17 protein-coding genes and 2 riboswitches are annotated in these 20,211 nt (G+C 69.4%); of the genes, 2 read left to right on the top strand and 15 right to left on the bottom strand.

Translation table 11 applies throughout. The features are described 5' to 3' along the window. Positions 1-113: 113 nt before the first annotated feature. Positions 114-782, top strand: a complete 669-nt coding sequence (locus OG474_RS36240; RefSeq protein WP_405058150.1) for an FMN-dependent NADH-azoreductase — start codon at positions 114-116, stop codon at positions 780-782. Between the two features lie 40 nt (positions 783-822). On the opposite strand, the gene OG474_RS36235 is transcribed toward OG474_RS36240, so the two are convergent. The 9 genes from OG474_RS36235 to OG474_RS36195 form a co-directional block, all read right to left on the bottom strand. After that, a complete protein-coding gene (locus tag OG474_RS36235; protein WP_405058149.1) occupies positions 823-1,659 on the bottom strand; it encodes a putative RNA methyltransferase in 837 nt (278 codons plus the stop codon). A 14-nt stretch (positions 1,660-1,673) separates the two neighbouring features. After that, complete coding sequence (locus OG474_RS36230) at positions 1,674-2,534, bottom strand: ABC transporter permease (protein WP_405058148.1); 861 nt, start codon at positions 2,532-2,534, stop codon at positions 1,674-1,676. Further along, entirely contained in the window at positions 2,521-3,393 is an 873-nt protein-coding gene (locus tag OG474_RS36225) for an ABC transporter ATP-binding protein (protein ID WP_405058147.1), read from the bottom strand. Before OG474_RS36225 ends, OG474_RS36230 begins: the two co-directional genes overlap by 14 nt. 149 nt (positions 3,394-3,542) lie before the next feature. After that, positions 3,543-4,676, bottom strand: a complete 1,134-nt coding sequence (locus OG474_RS36220) for a LolA family protein (protein WP_405058146.1) — start codon at positions 4,674-4,676, stop codon at positions 3,543-3,545. A gap of 128 nt (positions 4,677-4,804) precedes the next feature. Further along, positions 4,805-5,416, bottom strand: a complete 612-nt coding sequence (locus OG474_RS36215) for a hypothetical protein (protein WP_405058145.1) — start codon at positions 5,414-5,416, stop codon at positions 4,805-4,807. Continuing rightward, positions 5,413-6,837: a 5,6-dimethylbenzimidazole synthase gene (gene bluB / locus OG474_RS36210; protein WP_405058144.1), complete on the bottom strand. Its 1,425-nt coding sequence runs from the start codon at positions 6,835-6,837 to the stop codon at positions 5,413-5,415. Before bluB ends, OG474_RS36215 begins: the two co-directional genes overlap by 4 nt. Further along, on the bottom strand, positions 6,834-8,189 hold the full coding sequence (locus tag OG474_RS36205) for a cobyrinate a,c-diamide synthase (protein ID WP_405058143.1): 1,356 nt from the start codon (positions 8,187-8,189) through the stop codon (positions 6,834-6,836). Before OG474_RS36205 ends, bluB begins: the two co-directional genes overlap by 4 nt. After that, positions 8,183-8,797, bottom strand: a complete 615-nt coding sequence (gene cobO / locus OG474_RS36200) for a cob(I)yrinic acid a,c-diamide adenosyltransferase (RefSeq protein ID WP_405058142.1) — start codon at positions 8,795-8,797, stop codon at positions 8,183-8,185. Before cobO ends, OG474_RS36205 begins: the two co-directional genes overlap by 7 nt. A gap of 1 nt (position 8,798) precedes the next feature. Beyond that, a complete protein-coding gene (locus OG474_RS36195) occupies positions 8,799-10,871 on the bottom strand; it encodes a putative cobaltochelatase (protein ID WP_405058141.1) in 2,073 nt (690 codons plus the stop codon). Between the two features lie 81 nt (positions 10,872-10,952). Beyond that, a riboswitch (cobalamin riboswitch) is annotated at positions 10,953-11,026 on the bottom strand. Positions 11,027-11,238: 212 nt separating this feature from the next. Between OG474_RS36195 and OG474_RS36190 the strand changes: the two genes are divergently transcribed. Beyond that, positions 11,239-12,153 carry a type IV toxin-antitoxin system AbiEi family antitoxin domain-containing protein gene (locus OG474_RS36190; protein ID WP_405058140.1) on the top strand — a complete coding sequence of 305 codons (915 nt, stop codon included), beginning with the start codon at positions 11,239-11,241 and terminating at the stop codon, positions 12,151-12,153. On the opposite strand, the gene OG474_RS36185 is transcribed toward OG474_RS36190, so the two are convergent. The 6 genes from OG474_RS36185 to OG474_RS36160 all read right to left on the bottom strand — a co-directional run bounded on the left by OG474_RS36185 (position 12,145) and on the right by OG474_RS36160 (position 20,207). Continuing rightward, positions 12,145-13,020, bottom strand: coding sequence for an alpha/beta fold hydrolase (locus OG474_RS36185; protein ID WP_405058139.1), 876 nt, complete (start codon positions 13,018-13,020; stop codon positions 12,145-12,147). The genes OG474_RS36190 and OG474_RS36185 overlap by 9 nt on opposite strands. Then, positions 13,017-13,778, bottom strand: a complete 762-nt coding sequence (gene surE / locus OG474_RS36180) for a 5'/3'-nucleotidase SurE (protein ID WP_405058138.1) — start codon at positions 13,776-13,778, stop codon at positions 13,017-13,019. The genes OG474_RS36185 and surE overlap by 4 nt, the downstream gene beginning before the upstream one ends. 12 nt (positions 13,779-13,790) lie before the next feature. After that, positions 13,791-17,498, bottom strand: coding sequence for a cobaltochelatase subunit CobN (gene cobN, locus OG474_RS36175; protein ID WP_405058137.1), 3,708 nt, complete (start codon positions 17,496-17,498; stop codon positions 13,791-13,793). Between the two features lie 55 nt (positions 17,499-17,553). Continuing rightward, a riboswitch (cobalamin riboswitch) is annotated at positions 17,554-17,631 on the bottom strand. A gap of 31 nt (positions 17,632-17,662) precedes the next feature. Continuing rightward, positions 17,663-18,616 (bottom strand): DUF3500 domain-containing protein, encoded by a 954-nt coding sequence (locus OG474_RS36170; protein WP_405058136.1) that lies wholly within the window; start codon positions 18,614-18,616, stop codon positions 17,663-17,665. Continuing rightward, positions 18,607-19,290 carry a phosphoglycerate mutase family protein gene (locus OG474_RS36165; RefSeq protein ID WP_405058135.1) on the bottom strand — a complete coding sequence of 228 codons (684 nt, stop codon included), beginning with the start codon at positions 19,288-19,290 and terminating at the stop codon, positions 18,607-18,609. The genes OG474_RS36170 and OG474_RS36165 overlap by 10 nt, the downstream gene beginning before the upstream one ends. Then, positions 19,281-20,207: a cobalamin biosynthesis protein gene (locus OG474_RS36160; RefSeq protein WP_405058134.1), complete on the bottom strand. Its 927-nt coding sequence runs from the start codon at positions 20,205-20,207 to the stop codon at positions 19,281-19,283. Before OG474_RS36160 ends, OG474_RS36165 begins: the two co-directional genes overlap by 10 nt. Positions 20,208-20,211: the final 4 nt, after the last annotated feature.

The following is a 20,211-nucleotide window of genomic DNA, read 5'->3' as shown; positions in this document are numbered from 1 at the left end:
ACGTGGTCTGCGCCACTCGGAATACGATCTGGCTTGAATATGTTCTGTAAGACAGACTATCTTCAGAACAGCGCGAATGCGCAGCCTCACAGCCTCCAAGGAGAGAACGACCTATGACCACCTTGCTCCGCGTCGACGCCAGTGTCCGGCTGAACGGATCGGTGAGCCGTGCGCTGGCCGACAGCGCCCAAGCGGCCTGGCAGGCCGAGCACCCGGACGGCGTGGTGATCCGGCGCGACCTCGGCCGCAACCCGCTGCCCGCCACGGCCTGGCCGGCCATCGCCCGGATGGCGGTCGGCGAGCAGCCGGCCACCGACACCGAGCGCGACCAGTTGGCCGAGGCCCTCGCACTGGTCGACGAGATCAGTTCGGAGGTCAAGAACGCCGACGCGATCCTGCTCGCCGTACCGCTGTACAACTACGGGATCCCGCAGCACGTGAAGGTCTGGATCGACCTACTGCTCACCGACGAGCCCTACCTGCGCGGGGTGAACCCGCTGATCGGCCGCCCGATCATCTTCACCCTCGCCCGCGGCGGCGGCTACCAGCCCGGTACGCCGAAGCACGGCTGGGACCACTCCACGCCGTACCTGGAGCGCATCTTCGGTGACGTCCTCGGCATGAAGATCCGGAAGGCCGAGGCCGAGCTCACCCTGGCTCCGGTCACCCCGGCGATGGCAGACCTGATCGAACTGTCCAAGGTCTCCGAGTCCGAGGCCCATGTCGCGGCCGAGGAGCACGGCGTCGGGGTCGCGAAGGAACTCGTCGCCAACGCCGCCTGACCTCAGCTCCTGATGCGATGCCGTGCTAGCCGGCGTCGGATCAGAGCAGTTGCCAGGTAGTCAGTGTGACCGAGAGCGTGACGAGCGCCGGCTCGGGCAGGACCGCGATCCGGTCCGCGAGCTCGTGCGGATGGATGTGCCGCGCGCTCGGCGTCATCAGCACCAACTGCTCCACCGCGACCCGATCGAGCCGCATCGGCTCCTCGATCAGTTCGCGGCCGGTCTCGGCGAAGGTCCCACCGAGCGCGTCCTGCAGGCGCCGCTCCTTGTCCTCGTCGACCGACACCAGGCCCAGTACGCCGACCAGCTCGGCCAGGTGCTCCGGATTCGGAGTCACCACCAGCAGCGCGCCGCCCGGCCGCAGGATCCGGGCCATCTCCGCAGCGTTTCGCGGCGCGAACACGTTCAGCACCACCTGCGCTGCGCCGTCCACCACGGGCAGTTCGCGCCAGGCATCACACACGACCGAACCGATCCGCGGATCCACCTTGGCGGCCCGGCGAGCGGCGTACCGGGAGACGTCGAGCGCGAGACCGCGTCGCGACGCACCAGTGACGCCCGCCAGGTAGTAGCCAGTTCCCGCGCCGACCTCGACGACCAGCTCGTCGCTGTCCGGCTGGAGGTATTCGGCCGCGCGCAGGATCAACGCGTCCCGGATCGGCGCGTAGTGACCGCCGCCGAGGAAGACCGTCCGGGCACCGATCATCCCGGCCGAATCGCCCTCGATCCCGTTCGATGCCGAGGGCAACAGGTTGAGGTACCCCTGCTTCGCCAGGTCGTACGCATGCCCCTGCGCACACCGCGCCGTCCGGTCGGTCAGCGCCAACGCATCGGCACAGACCGGACAGCGCAGTACGGCGACCAGGTCGGGATCCACCCGCCTATTGTCGGTCAGACGATGTCGCGACTGGTGATCCGGGCCCACGCCGCGCAGTAGAAGACGGCCAGATAGCCGGCCTGCAGCAGCAGGTTGCGGACGATCGCATCCCAGTACGGCGGGTCGCGGAGCAGGTCGGCGAACGACGTCCAGCCGTACATCAGCAGCCAGGGATGGATCACGTCGATCTGCGGGATCGCGGACAGGATGCCGAGCACGATGAACGTGCCGAAGGTGGCCGCCATCGCCGCGAGCGGTGTCGAGGTCAGCGACGACACGAACAGCCCGATGCCGGCCAGGCCGAACAGCGACAGCGCGATCAGCACCGCGATGGCGAGCGCACGCAGCAGTCCCGCACCGAGCGAGATCGTCGAACCGGACAGCAGCAGGACGTCACCGACCGGGAAGAGGATGAAGCCGACGATCAGCCCGGCGACCCAGATCGTGAAGGTCGCGGCCAGGCAGAAGATCGCCAGCGCGACCATCTTCGCGGCCAGCAGCCGGGATCGGCCGGCCGGTGCGGTGAGCAGGTTGCGCAGGGTGCCGAGGCTGGATTCACCGGCCAGCGACTCCCCCGAGATCACGGTCACCGCGGTCGGCAGGAAGAACGGCAGCGAGAGCCCGAGGCTGGCCACGATCAGGAACAGCCCGTTGCCCGCGACCTGACCGAGGAATCCCTCCGCGCCGCCTTCGGCACCGGAGAGCTTGATCGCGACGCCGATCAGCAGCGGCACGGCGGCCAGCACGGCCAGCAGCACCCAGGTGCGGACCCGGCCGAACACCAGCTGCAGCTCCGACTTGAACAACGCCAGCGTGTGCCGACCCGCACTCGGTCGTGCGACCTGAACGTCGACGACCGCGCTACTCGGCGACATCGAAACCCTCCCCGGTAAGCGCGACGAAGGCTTCTTCGAGGCTGGGACGCTCCAGGCCGAAGCCATGGATACGGACATCCGCGGCGACCAGCCCCGCGGCAAACTTCTCGATCGGGAGATCGCCCGCGTCACCCTCGACGGTCTCGTCGGCGGTGCGCAGATCGGTCACGCCGAGCCGCTGCAGGGTCTCGGCCGCCGCGGTGACATCCGGCGTCCGGACGACCAGCCGCGGCCGGAGCTCGGACCGCAGCTCCGCCATACTCGACTGGCGAATCAGGCGGCCACGGCTCATCACCGCGGCATGCGTGCAGACCTGCTCGACCTCGGCCAGCAGGTGGGTCGAGGTGAAGATCGTGGTGCCGTCACTCGCCAGCTCGCGGATCAGGTTGCGCACCTCGCGGGTGCCCTGCGGGTCGAGACCGTTGGTCGGCTCGTCGAGCACCAGCAGCTCGCGGCGCTGCATCAGCGCGACCGCGATCGCCAGCCGCTGCTTCATGCCGAGTGAATACGCGCGCACCTTCTTGCCGGCCGCGTTCGACAGGCCGACCCGCTCGAGGGCCTCACCGGCCCGGGCCTTGCGAGTCCGCGGGTCCGCCGTCCGGTCGGCGGCGTCGAAGCGGAGCAGATTCGCCTGGCCGCTCCAGAACGGATAGAACGCCGGGCCCTCCACCAGCGCGCCCACATGCGGCAACACCCGCAGCGACGCCTTGGGCATCGGCTGCCCGAGCAACTGCACCTCGCCGGAGGTCGGCGCGATCAACCCGAGCACCATCCGGATCGTCGTGGTCTTCCCGGACCCGTTCGGCCCGAGGAACCCGAAAACACTTCCCGCCGGAACCTCGAGGTCAACGGCATCCACCGCGATCTGCCCGCCGCGAAACCGCTTGGTGAGTCCACGGGTGACGAGCGGGCTCCCGCCGGTCGGCGTGGCCGGCGGGGGCCGGGTGTCCGAGGGGGTGCTTGAAGCCCCACTCCCCTCGGACGACAACTCCTGCGTCTCTGTCACGGTCAGCGCGGGGCCTTGGCTGCGGCGTCCTGGAGGGTCTGGGCGGTGACCAGGCCGGCGAAGACGCGGCCGTCGTCGGTGATCAGCGCGTTCACCATCTTGCTGGTCACGATCTTGCCCTTGCCCCACGAACCCTCGACCGACTTGGCACCGGCCAGGAACTGGTCGACCGGACCACCGTCACCGGTCAGCTTCACGCCGCGGACCATCACCACGGCGTCCCAGCCCTCGCCCAACACAGTCGGCTCGCTGCTCGGCGTACCAGGCTTCTTGGCCTCCGGCTTGCCCGGAACGGCCTTCGGGTCGCCCGGCTTGACCGGGTGGTCCGGACGGGTCGTCGGCACCTTCGGCTGCGTCACCTCGACGCCCTTCGGCGGGGTGAACGCGAACGTGCTCGCCGCCGGTACGGCGAAGTCGACCTGCGTGAAGCCGATCTCGACCGCCGGGTCCTTGCCCGTCTTCGGCAGCACGGTCACCTGCAGCGGGACGTAGGTCTTGGAGTCCACCGCCAGCGTCACCGAGCCGACCGTCGTCTTGTCCGTCTTCGGGGTCAGCCGGAGCTTGTAGGCATCCCGGCCGGCCACCTTCTCGGTCCCGCTGACGTCGACCTTCGTGGTCGGGTCGATCGCGTCCAGGAACTGCTTGGCCACGGCCTGCGGGTCGTACGACTGCGGAGCCTTCTGCTCCGGCTTGCCTGCCGGATGCGCCGGGATCTGCAGCTTGACCGCCTCGCGCTTGGCCGAGTCGTAGGCCCAGGCGGACTTGCCGTCCGTCGTCCAGACCCGCTCGGCCATGTTGTCGAGCACCGAGACCCGCGCCTTGTCCGGCGTCGCGAACGCGACCCGGGCGGTGTGGTCACCGGTCAGCATCTCGGTCACCTCGCCGCTTGCCGACTCGCTGTCAGGGCCCATGACTCCAGGTAGTGCCGGCAGACCGAGATCCGCGGACGAGTGCACCGTGCCACTCAGTCCGTCGACCTTCGCGGTCTGCACCTTCGCGAGCAACTCCTGAGCGGAGATGCCCGGCAACTTCGGAGAGGCGTCCGCGACCACCGGCCCGAGCGTCCCCACTCCGGCCACCACGGCCACCGCTGTAACCGGAACCAACCACCGTCGACTGCGCTGCGCTGCACCCATGTCCTCAAGACTCGCACCGGCAGCAAGCCCAGCCAAGGGTCTTCGGGGTTAGTTCACCCGAAAGAGTGAGCCCGCCGTACGACCCCGGTAGTACAGCGGGGCGTACGGCAGGCTCGTGACCTGTTCGATCAGCGGCTCTGGAGCGCGTCCAGGGCGACCGTCATCGCGGCCGCGACCCGGAAGTCGACCCGCTCGTCATGGACCGAGATCCGGTACCGGTCCCGGATCGACATCTTCCGCTCGACCGACAGGATCGGCTGCTGGTTCGCGTTGTCGGTGAAGTCGAAGTGGAAGATGAACGGCAGCGGGATGTCGCCGACGATCGGGACGAAGTCCCAGACCCGGCGCAGGATCGCGATCCCGGCGCTCCGCTCGGTGCCCGACGACTCGAAGCCGGCGCCGGTCAGCTGCCAGCTCGACCGCAGCAGGCTCTTGCCGAACTCCTTCTTGAACCAGCCGATCTGCTGGCCGCTCGCGTCGAAGACGTCGTACCCCGAACCGAGGTCGATCCGCTTGCGCGCCTTGAACGAGAACACCACCTGGGACTTGGTGTCGTCGGTGTAGAACGTGACTTCTTCCTTGAACGCCATCCGCTTCTGCTGCGCGAACGCCAGCAGAGGCCCGTCGGATCCGTCCGGGTTGGTCGTGATCAGTTCGTACTTGTTGGCCATCAACGTGATCCGCTGCTTCATCGAGAAGGCGGGCACGTGCATGGATCCCCCACTGGGTGGCACTGTCATGCCGAGGAGTGTGGCAGCTCCACCGGTTCATCCCGCAATCCGATCCCGCAGGCGCGCGCACCCACTCGCAGTCCCCGCGCCACCGCCTCGGCAACGTCGCTGTCAGCAACCACTTGTACGACGAGCTCGGTCGCTCCTTGCAGCATCAGATCCCGCACCAGCTCCACGCCGGTCTCGACGCCCTCGGCCGCATCCCGGGCCGGCCGCCACAGCACCCCGAAGTCCGCCGCCGGCTGATCACCGATCTGTACGACGAGGGTGTCGGCCCGCGCGAGGTAGTCCGCCGGATCCCCACCGATCACCACCCGAACCACCTGTCTCGGCAGCTCGGCCCTCGCGATGGTCTGCGCGGTGGTCTGCTCGGCTCGCTCCGCGTCCGCGGCGATCGAGGTCGGCTCGGCGCCCGGCAGACCGCGCCTGCCCCACGACTCGTGGTGCACCGCCCAGCTCAACGGCCGACGCGACGCCCACCCGCTCCGCACCAACTCCGGGGTCGGAGCGAACTCCTCGACGTATCCGACACAGAGGTAGCCCACCAGCTCGATGTGCGCGGGCAGGTCGAGCACCGCGGCGACCTCACCGGGCTTGAAGAACGAGACCCAGCCGACGCCGAGTCCTTCGGCTCGCGCGGCCAGCCACAGGTTCTGGATCGCGATCGCCGCCGAGAACCACGTCGTCCGCGGATCCGCGTGCCGGCCGAGGACATGCCGTCCACCGCGCCCGGCGTCACAGGTGACCGCGATGTTCAGCGGGGTGTCGAGGATCGCCTCGATCTTCAACCCGTCGAACTGTTTCCGCCGCTCGACCGGCAACGACGCTGCGAACGCGTCCCGCTGCGCACTCGCCAGATCATGGATCTTCCGCCGGGTTCCGACCTCGCGGATCAGCAGGAAGTCCCACGGCTGGCTGAGCCCGACGCTCGGCGCGCGATGTGCAGACTCCAGCACCCGCATCAGCACGTCATCCGGAATCGGCCGGTCCACGAACCCGCGCCGTACGTCGCGTCGCTCGGCTAGGACGCGATGCACCACGTGCCGCTCTCCCGGCGCATAACCGGGAGCGGAGGCGAGCCGCCCGACCGCAGCAGTCGCCTGGGCGGACTTGCGTTTGTCGATCACGAGCTCAGCACCAGTGCTCAGTACGGCGGCCTCCGCGACGCTCGGCGTACCGGCGAGACGCTCGACCTCAGCACTCGGGCTCGGCACGCCCTGACGCTTCAGCTCAGCCGGGGCGACCGTCTGCAGTTCTGCACCGAGGTACGCCGCCAGTCGCTGCAGGCCGGGCTCGCTCTCGCGGCCGTCGACCGTGATCAGGATCCGGACCTTGCCACCGCCCGCCTCGGCCACGGCTTCCCCGACAAGCGCGCGCAGCTCGCGGTACGACGTACCGGCGCGCAGCCCGACGCCGACGACCAGGTTCATTTCTCCAGCCCAGCGTGCACCCGGGCCGCCGCGACCAGCCGCGCAGGCACGTCCGGGCTGGCGGTCCAATGCAGATGCAGGTACGACGCGTGCAGCCGCGGCTGGGTGATCCCCTCGACCGCACCTGGCAGGTACCAGGCCGGGGCGACCTCACTGTCGAATTCGACCGCGGTCCGGTGGAACTCGTGCCCGCGGACCCGACGGCCCTCGTCGAAGAAGGCCGTGGTCGAGGCCGCGATCGCAGTCCGGTAGCCGAGGGTCAGGCTGCTCGTCATCTTCGCGGTCGCGGGGAGGACGCCGGTCATGGGGTGGCCGTCGAGCTCGCGGCAGAGGTACAGCAAGCCGGCGCACTCGGCGATCACCGGCAGACCGGCGGCGATCTCGGTTGCGACCTGACGTCTCAGTTCCTCGTTGGCCGAGAGCGCCTCGGCGTGCAGCTCGGGGAAGCCGCCGCCGAGGTACAGCGCAGCGGTTGCCTCTGGCAACGGATCGCGGAGGGGGTCGAAGCGCACCACGTCAGCACCGGCGGCGGTCAGCAACTCGGTCGTTTCGGTGTAGTGGAAGGAGAAGACCGGGCCGGCAGCCACGGCGACCACCGGGCGACCTTCCTCCGCCGGCGTCACTTCAGCCGTCGGGTCCCAGGTCTCGGTGTCCAGGTCGGACGCCGCTCGGGCGGCCGCCACGAAGGCTTCCAGGTCCACTCCGGCGCGCACCAGTTCAGCGGCGGCGTCGACTGCTATCTCGGCCTGTTCGCGCTGCTCGTCGGCCGGCACCAAGCCAAGGTGTCGGCTCGGCACGGTCAGGCGGGTATCGCGTCGCAGCACGCCCAGCACCGGCACGCCGGTCGGCGCCACCCCGGCCCGGACCTCGGTCTCGTGCCGGTCGGATCCGACCTTGTTCAGGATCACTCCGACGATCCGCACCTCGGTGTCGAAGGCAACGAATCCCTGGACGACCGCTCCGACGCTTCGGCCGGCTGCTGATGCGTCCACCACGAGCACGACCGGTGCCTTCAGCAACTTCGCCACGTGTGCGGTCGACGAGAATCCCTCGGTGCCCAGCGCTCCGTCGTACAGGCCCATCACGCCTTCGATCACGGCGATGTCGGCACCCTGCGCACCATGCGCGTACAGCGGGGCCACGCGCTCCTCACCGCTCAGCATCGCGTCGAGGTTGCGGCCGGGGCGTCCGGTCGCGACCGCGTGGAAGCCGGGGTCGATGTAGTCGGGGCCAACCTTGAAGCCAGCGACCGTGTGCCCGGCGCGCCGCAGCGCTGCCATCAGCCCGACGGCAACCGTCGTCTTCCCGGCTCCTGACGAAGGCGCCGCCACCACAACCCGCGGAATCACCACTCGATGCCCTTCTGGCCCTTCTGGCCGGCGTCCATCGGGTGCTTGAGCTTTGTCATCTCGGTGACGAGGTCGGCGGCGTCGATCAGGCGCTGGTCGGCGTTGCGGCCAGTGATCACGACGTACTGGTGACCGGGGCGGTTCACGAGCGTGTCGACGACCTCGTCGACGTCGACCCAGCCCCACTTCATCGGGTAGGTGAACTCGTCGAGCACGTAGAGGTCGTGGGTCTCGGCGGCGAGCCGGCGCTGGATCTCGCGCCAGCCCTCGACGGCGTCGGCGGCGTGGTCCTCTTCGGTACCGGCCTTGCGGGACCAGCTCCAGCCCTCACCCATCTTGTGCCACTCGACCGGCCCGCCCTGCCCCGTTGCCTCGTGCAACTGACCGAGCGCCTTGAAGGCACCTTCCTCGCCGACCTTCCACTTCGCGCTCTTCACGAACTGGAAGACGCCGATGTTCCAGCCCTGGTTCCAGCCGCGCAGCGCCATCCCGAAGGCGGCGGTCGACTTGCCCTTCATCTCACCGGTGTGGACCATCAGCAGCGGCCGGTTCCGGCGCTGGCGCGTGGTCAGGCCGTCCTGCGGTACGACGTCCGGCTGTCCCTTCGGCACTTCAGGCCGCCTTCCGCTCGGTGACCGCGCGCACGAGGTTGCCGGCGGCAACATCACCGAGGTCGAGGTACTCCGCTCCGAGGTCGCCCGCGAGCTCACCCGCCAGCCCCAGCCGTACCCCGCGTCGCGGCTCACAGTCGACCACGACGGTCGCGATCCCGCGCTGCGCAAGCCAGCCCGCCGCCTGCTTCGCCCGAGCGAACGCCTTGTCCCCATGGGTCGCCCGGCCATCAGTGACCAGTACCAGCAACGGCCTCCTGCGCGGATCCCGGATCGCCGCGATCCGCAGCACCTCCGCCGCCTGCAGCAACCCCTCAGCCAGTGGCGTCCGACCACCCGTCGGCAACGACTCAAGCCGCCGTACCGCCGCCTCCACACTCCCCGTCGGCGGCAACGCCACCGTCGCCTCACCCCCAGCGAACGTCACCAGCCCAACCTTGTCCCGCCGCTGATAAGCATCCAGCAACAACGAAACAATCGCCGTCTTCACCTCCCCCATCCGCTTCTTGGTCCCCATCGACCCAGAAGCGTCAACACAAAACAGCACCAGGTTCCCCTCCCGCCCCTCCCGAACAGAAAGCCGCACATCACTCCCCCGAACCACCAGCCCACTGATCCGGCCGCGGGCGTGTTGGTGGGGGGCGGCGGCGCGGATGGTGGCGAGCAGGTGGGGGCGGCCTGACTCACGTCCTACGCGCGGGCGGTCGCCCACTACGCGGCCTACCTCGGTGATTGCGCGCGAACGGCGGCCGGCTACGCCCTCGCCGGCTGCTTGCACGCTCAGCAGGCGTGCTTTGTACGGCTCGGAGCTGCCGGCGACCTCGCCTACCGGGGTTGGTCGTCCGGGCTGCTCGGCCGGGTTGCTGTCGGCCGGGTTCTGGTCGGCGGAGTTCCGGGGAGGGTCCGGCCCCGGGTCGTGGGAGTCGTCGGCGCGATCGGTGGGCTCGTTCGAGCTTTCGGTGCTGTCATCAGAGCCGTTGGTGGGGGGTGGGGTGTCGGGGTCTGTGCTTCCGCCGCCGTCGGGGTCGTCGTCGGGGTCCTGGGGTGGCGGGGTGCTGTTCTGGATCGCCTGCTCGAGCTGGTCCTCGTCCATCCCGGGCGCGTCGAACGGGTTGCGGCGACGGCGGTGCGGGAGCGCGAGCTTGGCAGCCGCGCGCACGTCCTCCACCTCGACGACCGTTCGCCCCGACCACGCGGCGTGCGCGACCGCGGTCCGGGCAGTGACCAGGTCAGCACGCATCCCGTCCACGTCGAACGACGCGCAGATCTCGGCGATCTGCCGCAACGCCGAGTCGGTCAGGATGACTTCGCTCAGCAGGTCGCGCGCCTTCACGATCCGCTCCGCGAGCTCTCGCTGCGGACCGTCGTACCGGGTGACGAACGCGACCGGATCAGCCTCATAGGACAGCCGCGCGCGCATCACCTCGACCCGAACCGCGGGATCCCGGCTGGCAACCACATCAACCGTCAGCCCGAATCGATCGAGCAGCTGCGGCCGCAGCTCGCCCTCCTCCGGGTTCATCGTGCCGACCAGCACGAACCGCGCCGGGTGCGTCACCGACACCCCGTCCCGCTCGACGGTCGCGCGACCCATCGCCGCCGCGTCCAGCAACACATCCACCAGGTGGTCGTGCAGCAGGTTGACCTCGTCGACGTACAGCAGTCCGCGATGCGCGGCCGCCAGCAACCCCGGCTCGTACGCCGTGATTCCCTCGGCCAGCGCCTTCTCCAGATGCAACGACCCCAGCACCCGGTCCTCGGTCGCCCCCACCGGCAACTCGACCAACCGAGCGGCCCGGCTCACCGCCTCCGGCGCATCATGCGGCCCATCAGGACAGTCCGCCGCCGGAGCCGCCGGATCACACGAGAACCGGCACCCCAGCACCACGTCCACCGGCGGCAGGATCTCGGTCAGCGCCCGCACCGCGGTCGACTTCGCCGTCCCCTTCTCGCCCCGGATCAGCACCCCGCCGATCGCCGGCGAGATCGTCGCGAGGATCAGCGCGAGCTGAAGGTCTTCCATCCCGACCACCGCGGTGAACGGAAAGCCGGTCGAGGGTGGCGCAGGCCGCATCAGCGGGGAGTCCCTTCGTCAGCGGGTGTCCACGCCCGCGCAACTGGTACGCCACGGCACCCGCGGCGGACAGAGCGCGGATGTCCTGGCTCCCGGTCTCCCGGTCACAGTGGCGGGACCGCCCCGGACTCCCGGTCTCCCGGTCACCGGCGTTCCTCCACACCTGTCCCGCCCATCCTGGCACACCCCACCACCCCCAACCGCGACCAGGTTCACCTTCCGAACAACAGGACATATACGCCCACTACCCGGCCTCCCCCGGCGCACGTCAGCGCCCGGCCGACCGCAGTGGAGGTATATGTCCTGTCGGTAGGAGACCTGTGGATGACTTCGGACCCGCCGGGTGGATTTCAGCCACCATCGACGGATGGACTCCGTCCCCGAGATTCTGGCCCGGTCGGGTGGCTGGGCGACGTCTGCCCAGCTCCTCCGGGCGACCACCAGGCACCAGCTGAACGCAGCGGTCGAGCGTGGTGAGGTCGAGCGCGTCGCCCGCGGGGTCTACGGCCTACTGAGCCTGGGGCCGGCGCGGCTGGCGGCACTCGCGTATGACGGTGTGGTCGGATACCTGAGCGCTGCGGCAGCCTGGCAACTGCCTCTTCTGCACAAGCTGGAGAAGCCGCACATCATCGTGCCGGTGAAGCGCCGACCACGAGCCGGCCGCCCGGCGGTCCTGCATTGGGCCGAGGTCACGCCCGACGAACGACGGCACCGAGTCACCGGTCTGGACCGTACTGTCGTCGACTGCACCCGCGTCCTGCCCTTCGGAGAGGCGCTCGCCGTCGCCGATGCAGCCCTCCGATCGGGGAAGCTGAGCTCGGCCGAGCTCAACGCCGCGGCGACCCGGATGCGCGGCCGCGGGTGCCCGATGGCGCTGCGGATCGCCGCCGCGGCCACCGGACTGGCCGAGAGCTTCCTCGAATCCATCCTCCGGAGCCTCCTCCTGGAGGCCGGTATCGACGGCTTCGAGCCGCAGGTCCGGATCGAGCACGACGGGACCTGGATGCGGATCGATCTCGGCCATCGCGTCCTCCGCATCGCCCTCGAGGCCGAGGGGTACGACTTCCACGGTGACAGGATCGCGTTCGCCGCCGACTGCCGCCGGTACGACGACCTGGTCGCAGCGGGCTGGCTGGTGCTGCGGTTCACCTACAGCCAGGTGCTCGACGATCCGGCCTGGGTCGTCGCCACCATCCGGCAGGCGATCGCTCTACGGACAGGACATATACGTCTACTACCCAGCCACCCGCGCCTGCCGCTTGCGCAGCGGCGGTCAGGATGAGGGCACATGTCCTGTCGTTAGGAAGGTCACCACAGTCGCCGCGTAGCGGTCCGGTTCTTCGTAGTGGGGGAAGTGGCCGGAGTGGGTGAAGGTGGCTGAGGGGGCGCCGGTGGTGCGGTAGGCATCGACGGAGAGGGGGTCGGTGGCGGGGTCTTTGATGCCTTCGATGAGGAGGGTGGGTTGGGGGATCTCGGCGAGGCGATCGAGTTTGGAGGTGTAGAGGTCGGCGAGGGTGGAGAGGTGGCTGTAGCCGCGGGACCACTGGTCGTCGGTGAGGCCGGCGGTGGCGCCTAGTTGTTCGAAGGCGGGGCGGCGGGAGGGGTCGTACCAGGAGAGGTCCTGGAAGGCGTCGCCGAGGCCGAAGGCCAGTTCGTAGGTCTTGTCTTCGGGGGTGAGGCGCTGAGGCTGGGCGGCCAGCGCGCGGCAGCGGGCGGCGGACGCAGAGTCGCCGGCCTGTTCGTAGAGGTCCGCGAAGACGGGCAACCGGTAGCGGTCATTGGCGTCGAAGTCCCAGCAGGGACAGTCGAAGACAACCGCGGAGACCGAGTCAGGATGACGGATCGCGTATTCGACCGCGTAGTTGCCACCCGCCGAATGACCGAGGATCGCCCACCGCTCGATGCCCAGCTGACGACGCAGCTCCTCGAAGTCGTCGATCAGGACGTCCATCCGGATCTCGACGTCCGCGGGATCGGAACGCAGCACACCCCGTTGGTCAGGAGCGATCACCCGCAACTGCGAGCCGAGCCGCTCCCCCTGACACTGCGTCCAGTGGTAACCACCGCCGTGGCCGTGGATGAACAGCAGCGGCGGCGACTCCACCGAGCCGTACGACGCGACGTACAGGTTGGTGCCGTTGACCTTCATCGGTACGACGTCAGTCGCTTCGCCAATGCGTTTGCTGCATCCTCGTCGGGCAGCACGCGGATGCCGACCAGCGGGCTCACCGTGACGAAGCCCGCGCGCAAAAACGCCTCGTCGGAGTCGGCCGGCGGATTGGGCTGGGGCGGTGCGATGGTGATCATCGGCTCACCGGTCGGGGCGGTGGTCGCGACCAGACGTGCGCGGGTGATCGGGGTCAGCGTCGCGTGCCGCACCCCCGCCAACTGATCGAGCGCCAGGTCCGGCACGTTCAGACTGAGCATGGTCCCGGCCGGCTCGGACGCGATCCAGGCGAGCGCCTCGCCGGCCATCGTCGCCGCGGTCGCCCAATGCCTCGGCGCGGTGCCCTGGAGGCTGATCGCAACCCCGGAGATCCCCTGCCCAGCTGCGGTCAGCGCCGCAGCCACGGTGCCGGAGTGGAAGATCGGTACGCCGATGTTGTGGCCGCGGTTGATCCCCGACAGCACCAGATCCGGTGCCGGCCCGAACGCCCCGATCGTGGCCAGCGTCACCGCGAGCGCCGGTGTCCCGGCGACCCCGCGGTAGATGATGCCGCCCTCTTCTTCGACAACTGTCTGGATCGGCCGGTTGACCGTCCCGGTCCGTGCGGACCCAACGCCGCTCTGATCGTCCAGCGGCGCGACCACGACCACTTCGTGCCCGAGCTCCGCGATCGCCGGAGCGAGTGCGCGGATCCCGGGTGCCTGGAAACCGTCGTCGTTGGTGATCAGAATCCGCGCCATACGTCCACCCAATCAGCCGCGGTCCTCGATGTCACCCTCCGTCTCAAGGACTGCGTTGCGCAGAGTTTCCAGAGCCTCGTCGCTGGGCGAGGACCACAGACCGCGCTGGGCGGCCTCGAGCAGCCGCTCGGCGATCCCGTGCCGCGCCCAGGGGTTGGACTTGCGGAAGAACTCGGCCATCTCCGGATCCGCGACGTACTCGGTGGTGAGCGTCTCGTACATCCAGTCGTCCACCACGCCCGCGGTCGCGTCGTACCCGAAGAGGTAGTCGACGGTCGCCGCCATCTCGAACGCGCCCTTGTACCCGTGCCGGCGCATCGCGGCCATCCACCGCGGGTTCACCACGCGGGCCCGGAAGACCCGCTTCGTCTCCTCTTCAAGGGTTCGCGTCTTCACCTGAGCCGGTACGGCGGAGTCGCCCACATAGGCCTTCGGGTTGGAACCGGTCAGGTGCCGGACCATCGCGATCATGCCGCCGTGGTACTGGAAGTAGTCGTCGGAATCCATGATGTCGTGCTCACGGGTGTCCGCGTTCTTGGCCGCGACCTGGATCCGCGCGTAGGCCCGCTCCATCGACCCGCGCGCCTCGGCGCCGTCGAGATCCTTGCCGTAGGCGTACCCACCCCAGACGGCGTACACCTCGGCCAGCTCGGCGTCGGTGCGCCAGTTCCGCGCGTCCACGAGCGGGAGCAGGCCCGCGCCGTACGAGCCGGGCTTCGAGCCGAAGACCCGAGCCGTCGCCGACCGTACGTCGTTGCCCGCAGCAACGTCATCGTTGACATGGGCCCGTAGATAGTTGTCGGCGGCATCCTCGTCCAGCGCCGCGACCGTCCGGACCGCTTCGTCGAGCAGCTGGACGACGTGCGGGAAGGCATCCCGGAAGAAGCCCGAGATCCGGATCGTCACGTCGATCCGCGGTCGGCCGAGCTCGGAGAGCTCAACGACCTCGAACCCGGTGACGCGCCGCGAGGCCTCGTCCCAGACCGGGCGGCAGCCGAGCAGCCACAGCACCTCGGCCAGGTCGTCGCCCTGGGTCCGCATCGCCGACGTACCCCAGACCGTGAGGCCGACCGAGCGCGGCCACTCGCCGGTCTCGGCCTGGTGCCGGGCCAGCAGCGAGTCGGCCAGCGCGACGCCGACATCCCAGGCGTTCCGGCTCGGGATCGCCTTCGGGTCGACGGCGTAGAAGTTCCGGCCGGTCGGCAGCACGTTGACCAGACCGCGGGTCGGCGAACCCGACGGGCCGGCCTCGACGAAGCGGCCGTCCAGCGCACGCAAGACGTTGGTGAGCTCGTCGTCCGTGCGGTTCAGGCGCGGCACGACCTCCTGGGCCGCGAAGGTCAGCGAGGACTCGACGCCGACCGAGGACCGGCCGATCACCTCGGTGACGAGGACCGGCACCTTCGCCGCGTCCCAGTTCAGCGTCTCCATCGCGACCACCAGCTTGCGCGCGACCGCCTCCAGGATGTCGACCCCGTCCGCACCGCTCACCGCCGGCAGGTCGGCCAGTGTCGCCAGCTCGGTCAAGTTGGCGGCGAGACCGGGGTTCGCGAGCAGCTCGGCCTCGTCGACCCCGAAGGTCTCCCCCAGCGCGGTTCGCAGACCGGGGATCGAGTACGAGCCGCCCCAGAGCTGCCGCGCCCGCAGGACGGCGAGCACCAGGTTGATCCGCGCCTCGTCAGCCGGCACTCCGCCAAGGATGTGCAGACCGTCACGGATCTGAACGTCCTTGATCTCGCACAGGTACCCGTCCAGATGCAGAACGAATTCGTCGAAAGCCTCGTCGTCCGGCTTCTCGTCGGTGTGCAGATCGTGGTGCAGCTGCGCCGCCTGGATCAGCGTCCAGATCTGTGCCCGCAGCGTCGGCACCTTCTCCGGGTCGAGCGCCTGCACGGTCGCGTACTCGTCCAGCAGGTACTCGAGCTTCGCCATGTCGCCGTACGTCTCTGCCCGCGCCATCGGCGGCACCAGGTGGTCGACGACGACCGCGTGGGCGCGCCGCTTGGCCTGCGTCCCCTCGCCCGGGTCGTTGACGATGAACGGGTAGACCATCGGCAGGTTCCCGAGCACGGCGTCCGGCGCGCAGTCGGCCGCCATCCCGATCCCCTTGCCAGGAAGCCATTCCAGCGTCCCGTGCTTCCCCAGGTGGACGACGGCATGCGCACCGAAACCACCGTCGGCCGGAGCGTTCTCCAACCACCGGTACGCCGCCAGATAGTGGTGCGACGGCGCCATATCGGGATCGTGGTAGATCGCGACCGGGTTCTCGCCGAAGCCGCGCGGCGGCTGGATCATCAGTACGACGTTGCCGAATCGGAGCGCGGCCAGCGCGATCGCCGTCTCGGGTCCGGACGTGTCGACGTACAGGGAACCCGGCGCCTCGCCCCACGCCTCGGTCATTGCCGCCTGCAACGTTTCCGGCACCCGGCCGAACCACTTCGCGTACGTCGAGAGCGGCACCTTGGCCACCGCGTTCTCGAGCTGGTCATCGGTCAGCCAGTCGACATCGTGCCCGCCGGTCGCGATCAGCCGGTGGATGAGCCCGTCCGCGCCGTCGGCCCCCTGCAACTCCGAAAGGTCGAGCCCGCCCAGGTCGTACCCGGCCTCGTCGAGCTTGCCGAGCAACTGCACCGCCGACGCCGGGGTATCCAGACCGACCGCGTTCCCGATCCGGGCGTGCTTGGTCGGGTACGACGAGAGCACGAGCGCGAGCTTCTTCTCGGCCACCGGGACATGCCGCAGGCGGGCGTGCGCCACCGCGATCCCGGCCAGCCGGGTGCACCGCTCGGGATCCGGCGCATACCGAGCCAGCCCGTCGGCGTCGTACGCCTTGAAGGAGAACGGGATGGTGATGATCCGGCCGTCGAACTCAGGGATCGCGACCTGCGTGGCCGCGTCCAGCGGGCTGATCGCCGCGTCGCTGGCCAGCCACTGCTCGCGGGTCGACGTCAGCGCCAGCCCCTGGATCAGCGGGATGTCGAGCGAAGCCAGCGCCCCTGCGTCCCACGCGTCATCGGCACCGCCCGCGCTGGCGTTGGCCGCGACGGACCCACCGGCCGCGAGCAGTGTGGTGACCAGTACGTCGCACTTGCGCAGCAGCTCGAACAGTCCGGCGTTCTCGTCGCTCGTCGCATCGAGTCCGCGCAGCGTGCCGCAGTACACGGCCAGCGGTTGCGCACCGGCAGCCTCAACCGCCGCAGCGAGCGTGTCGACGAACGCGGTGTTACCCGCGATCTCGTGCGCCCGGTAGTAGACGATCCCGACCACTGGCCGGTCGTCGTCGACGAACGTCCCGCGCACCCCGTACGTCGGGAGCGCGGCAGGCGGGTCGAATTCGTCGCCGGTGAGCAGGATGGTGTCGCTCAGGAAGCCGGCCAGGTTCCGCAGGTTGTCGGCGCCGCCCTCGCGCAGGTAGGCCAGCGCCTCGGTCACCGCACCCGCGGGCACGGTCGACAGCGACATCAGCTCCGCATCGGGTGCCGACTCACCGCTGACCACCACTGCGGGCTTCCCGGACGCGAGCACTGCCTCCAGCCCGTCCTCCCAGGCTCGCTTGCCGCCCAGCAGCCGCACCACGACGATCTGGGCGGACTCCAGCAGCGGAGTGAGCTCGGACAACTCCAGGCGCGCCGGGTTCGCGACCTTCCAGCCGGCCGCCGCCTCCGCCGCGGCCAGTAGATCGGTGTCGGCAGTCGACAACAGCAACAGGTTCGCGGGCACGCTGAACCGGTCCTTCCTGGGGGTATCCACGCCCCGGCCGGAGGTGCGACAGCAGCAGTTCCTGACTCCCCGCGGCACTGGTCGGCCGCGGGTCACAGTGGCGGGACCGCCCCGGACTCACACCGGGTTCCTGCACAGCTGTCGCTTGACGCCTGAACCCTATCTCAGCGGTGCTCGGCGTAATGGGCGGCGAGGAGGTCAGTGCCCCAGTCGGAGCGGTGGGACCGCCAGACGGAGTGGATGTGGTTGGCGTTGTCCTGCGTGTTGTCGTACTCGGCCAGGAAGGTAGGGGCGGCCAGGGAGTAGTAGTGGCGGTGGCCGATCCCCGGGGTGGTTTCCCCGGCCCAGGCGAATGTCAGGTTCTCAATGCCTTGCTCGGTCAGGTCCTGCCAGGTGAGCAGACCGATCGGACCGGCCGCGCGACTGACGTACTGGCCGACCAGCAGGCTGAGCAGTTGACGCTGCTCGGCGGTCATGTCGCCGTACGCGAGGCCGCGGTGCAGCAGCGCCGGATCGGCCACTGGGTCGTGGCGGGTGAGCATGTCGTCGGGAGCGTCCGATGAGACGACGGCGACCGCGCGCTGGCTGTCGTCGAGCGCCTGCAGGAGCTGGAAGCCTAGGTCGTGCTCGGCGGCCAGGAAGCGGCGGCCAGACGGTGCCTCGGCCGGGTTGGAGCCGATGAACGACGGAGTGAACGAGATCGCACCGTCGACCAACGTCACATGGATCGCCAGGTGGTGACCGTTCAGCCGCCAGGCCCACGGCTCGAAACTCGCGGGGTCCCCCAGGATGCGCAGGAAGTAGCCAGGCGTGGCCAGCGAGTCCTGCCAGTCCGTCGATGCTGGGACCGGATGCCCGCGCAGGATCACTTCCGCGTCCAGTACGGCGAGTGAGTCGGCCAGTCCACGCTCACTGCAGCTGGCCGCGATCAGCTGGTGCGCCAGCTGCTGCTGCTCCGGAGTGAGCGCTGACAACGGCAGGCCGGGCCGATGCCCAGGCAGATAGGTCCACTCCTGGTGGTCCGGAGTGTCGAACGGCGCCTGGATCAGACTCCGCTGCGCCGGACGCAGACTCTCCAGCAGGTGGATGGCCGCTTTCTGGATCTGCTCTACAACCACGCCGCGCGCTCCTCGTCCTTGGGTTCGTACGTCGTCGTCCAGCGTTCGAACGGCCGGTCCAGCTTGTACCGATAGTCCGGCTGCCGCAGCAGCACGCGTGTTTCGGCGTTCGCCGGGTTCCGCAGGGTCTCGAAGTACTTGACCGACCAGTGGAACCACCGCATGCAGAACAGCCGCATGGTCAGTCCGTGTGACACCAGCAGCACGTTGCGTGGTGCGTCGGCCTGCTCGAAGTCGCGGTGCATCGTCTCCAGAAAACTCGACACCCGGTCGTACACGTCCGACCCCGACTCGCCATGGGTGAACCGGTAGAAGAAGTGCCCGTAGGAGTCGCGCAGTGCTTCCTGCCGCTCGATGTCCTCGGTGTCCTGGAAGTTCGCCCAGTCCTGCTCGCGCAGCCGCGGCTCCTCGCGGGCGACTCCGATCAGGTCGTCCAGCCCGAGCCCCTTGAGCGTCTGCAGCGTGCGCAGGTACGGCGACACATAGACCCGGATCGGCTCGTCCTCGAACAGCTCCCGCAGCTCGTGCCCCGTCTTCGCCGCCTGCTCCCAGCCGTGTGCGGTCAGGGCAACCGAGTGGTCCGGGACCCGCTCGTAGATCGACTTGTCCAGATTCGCCTCGGACTCGCCGTGCCGCATCAGCACGATCCGCATCGGCCGCTTGCTCAGCCCCATGACCGTCCCTTCACCGCTGCCAGGATCGCCGCCGTACCGGCTGCGGCGACACCGACTCGCCGCGCCAGCTTCGCCGTACGCCGAACGTCAGCGACAGTCGGCGTGGGCCCGTCTCCCAGCGTGCCACGGTCCTCGGTATAGGACCCGTAGTTGTTCGTACCGCCCAGCGACAGCCCGAGTGCGCCGGCGAAGGCCGCCTCGACCGGACCGGCGTTCGGACTCGGGTGTTGCGGCGCATCCCGTTTCCACACCCGCCGTGCCTCGCCATAGCGGTTGGCAACAACCCCAGTCAGTACGGCGCACGCCCGCGCGGGCAGGAGGTTCACCAGATCGTCCAACCGCGCGGATGCCCAGCCGAAGTTCGCGTACTTCGGCGAGCGGTACCCGACCATCGCATCCAGCGTGTTGATGGCCCGGTACGCCAGCAGGCCGGGTACTCCGAGCACTCCGCCCCATAGGAGCGGTGCCACGCATGCATCTGAGGTGTTCTCCGCGATCGACTCCACCGTTGCCCGCGCAAGCTCGTCAGCTTCCAGATACGTGGCGTCCCGCGCACACAGGTGGCTGAGCCGGTCCCGGGCCGCCGGAATGTCCTTCTCCTCCAGCAGCGCAGCCATGGTCTCAGCCTCACGCTCCAGACTGCGTGCACCGAGCACTGTCCACGTGGCGACCGCAGTGACGAGCGTGTGCGCAACCGGCCGCCCCCGCGTCAGCCGCTCAGCCGCGAGCCCGGCCAGCGCCGTCGTACCGACCAGTGCAGTTGTGTACGCCGCACCGGCCGCCCGCGAGTCGGCGTACAGGCGAGACTCGAGCCGGGCCGCCGTCTGCCCGAACCCGGCGACCGGATGGAAACGCCGCGGATCGCCCAGAACACGGTCCGCCACGAAGCCGAGCAACAGCCCGAAAGTTGTGGACACCCTG

It is taken from the genome of Kribbella sp. NBC_01505, from assembly GCF_045040285.1.
Classification (GTDB): domain Bacteria; phylum Actinomycetota; class Actinomycetes; order Propionibacteriales; family Kribbellaceae; genus Kribbella.
The sequence above is the reverse complement of the archived record's forward strand: the minus strand, read 5'-3'. Positions and strand labels throughout refer to the sequence as shown.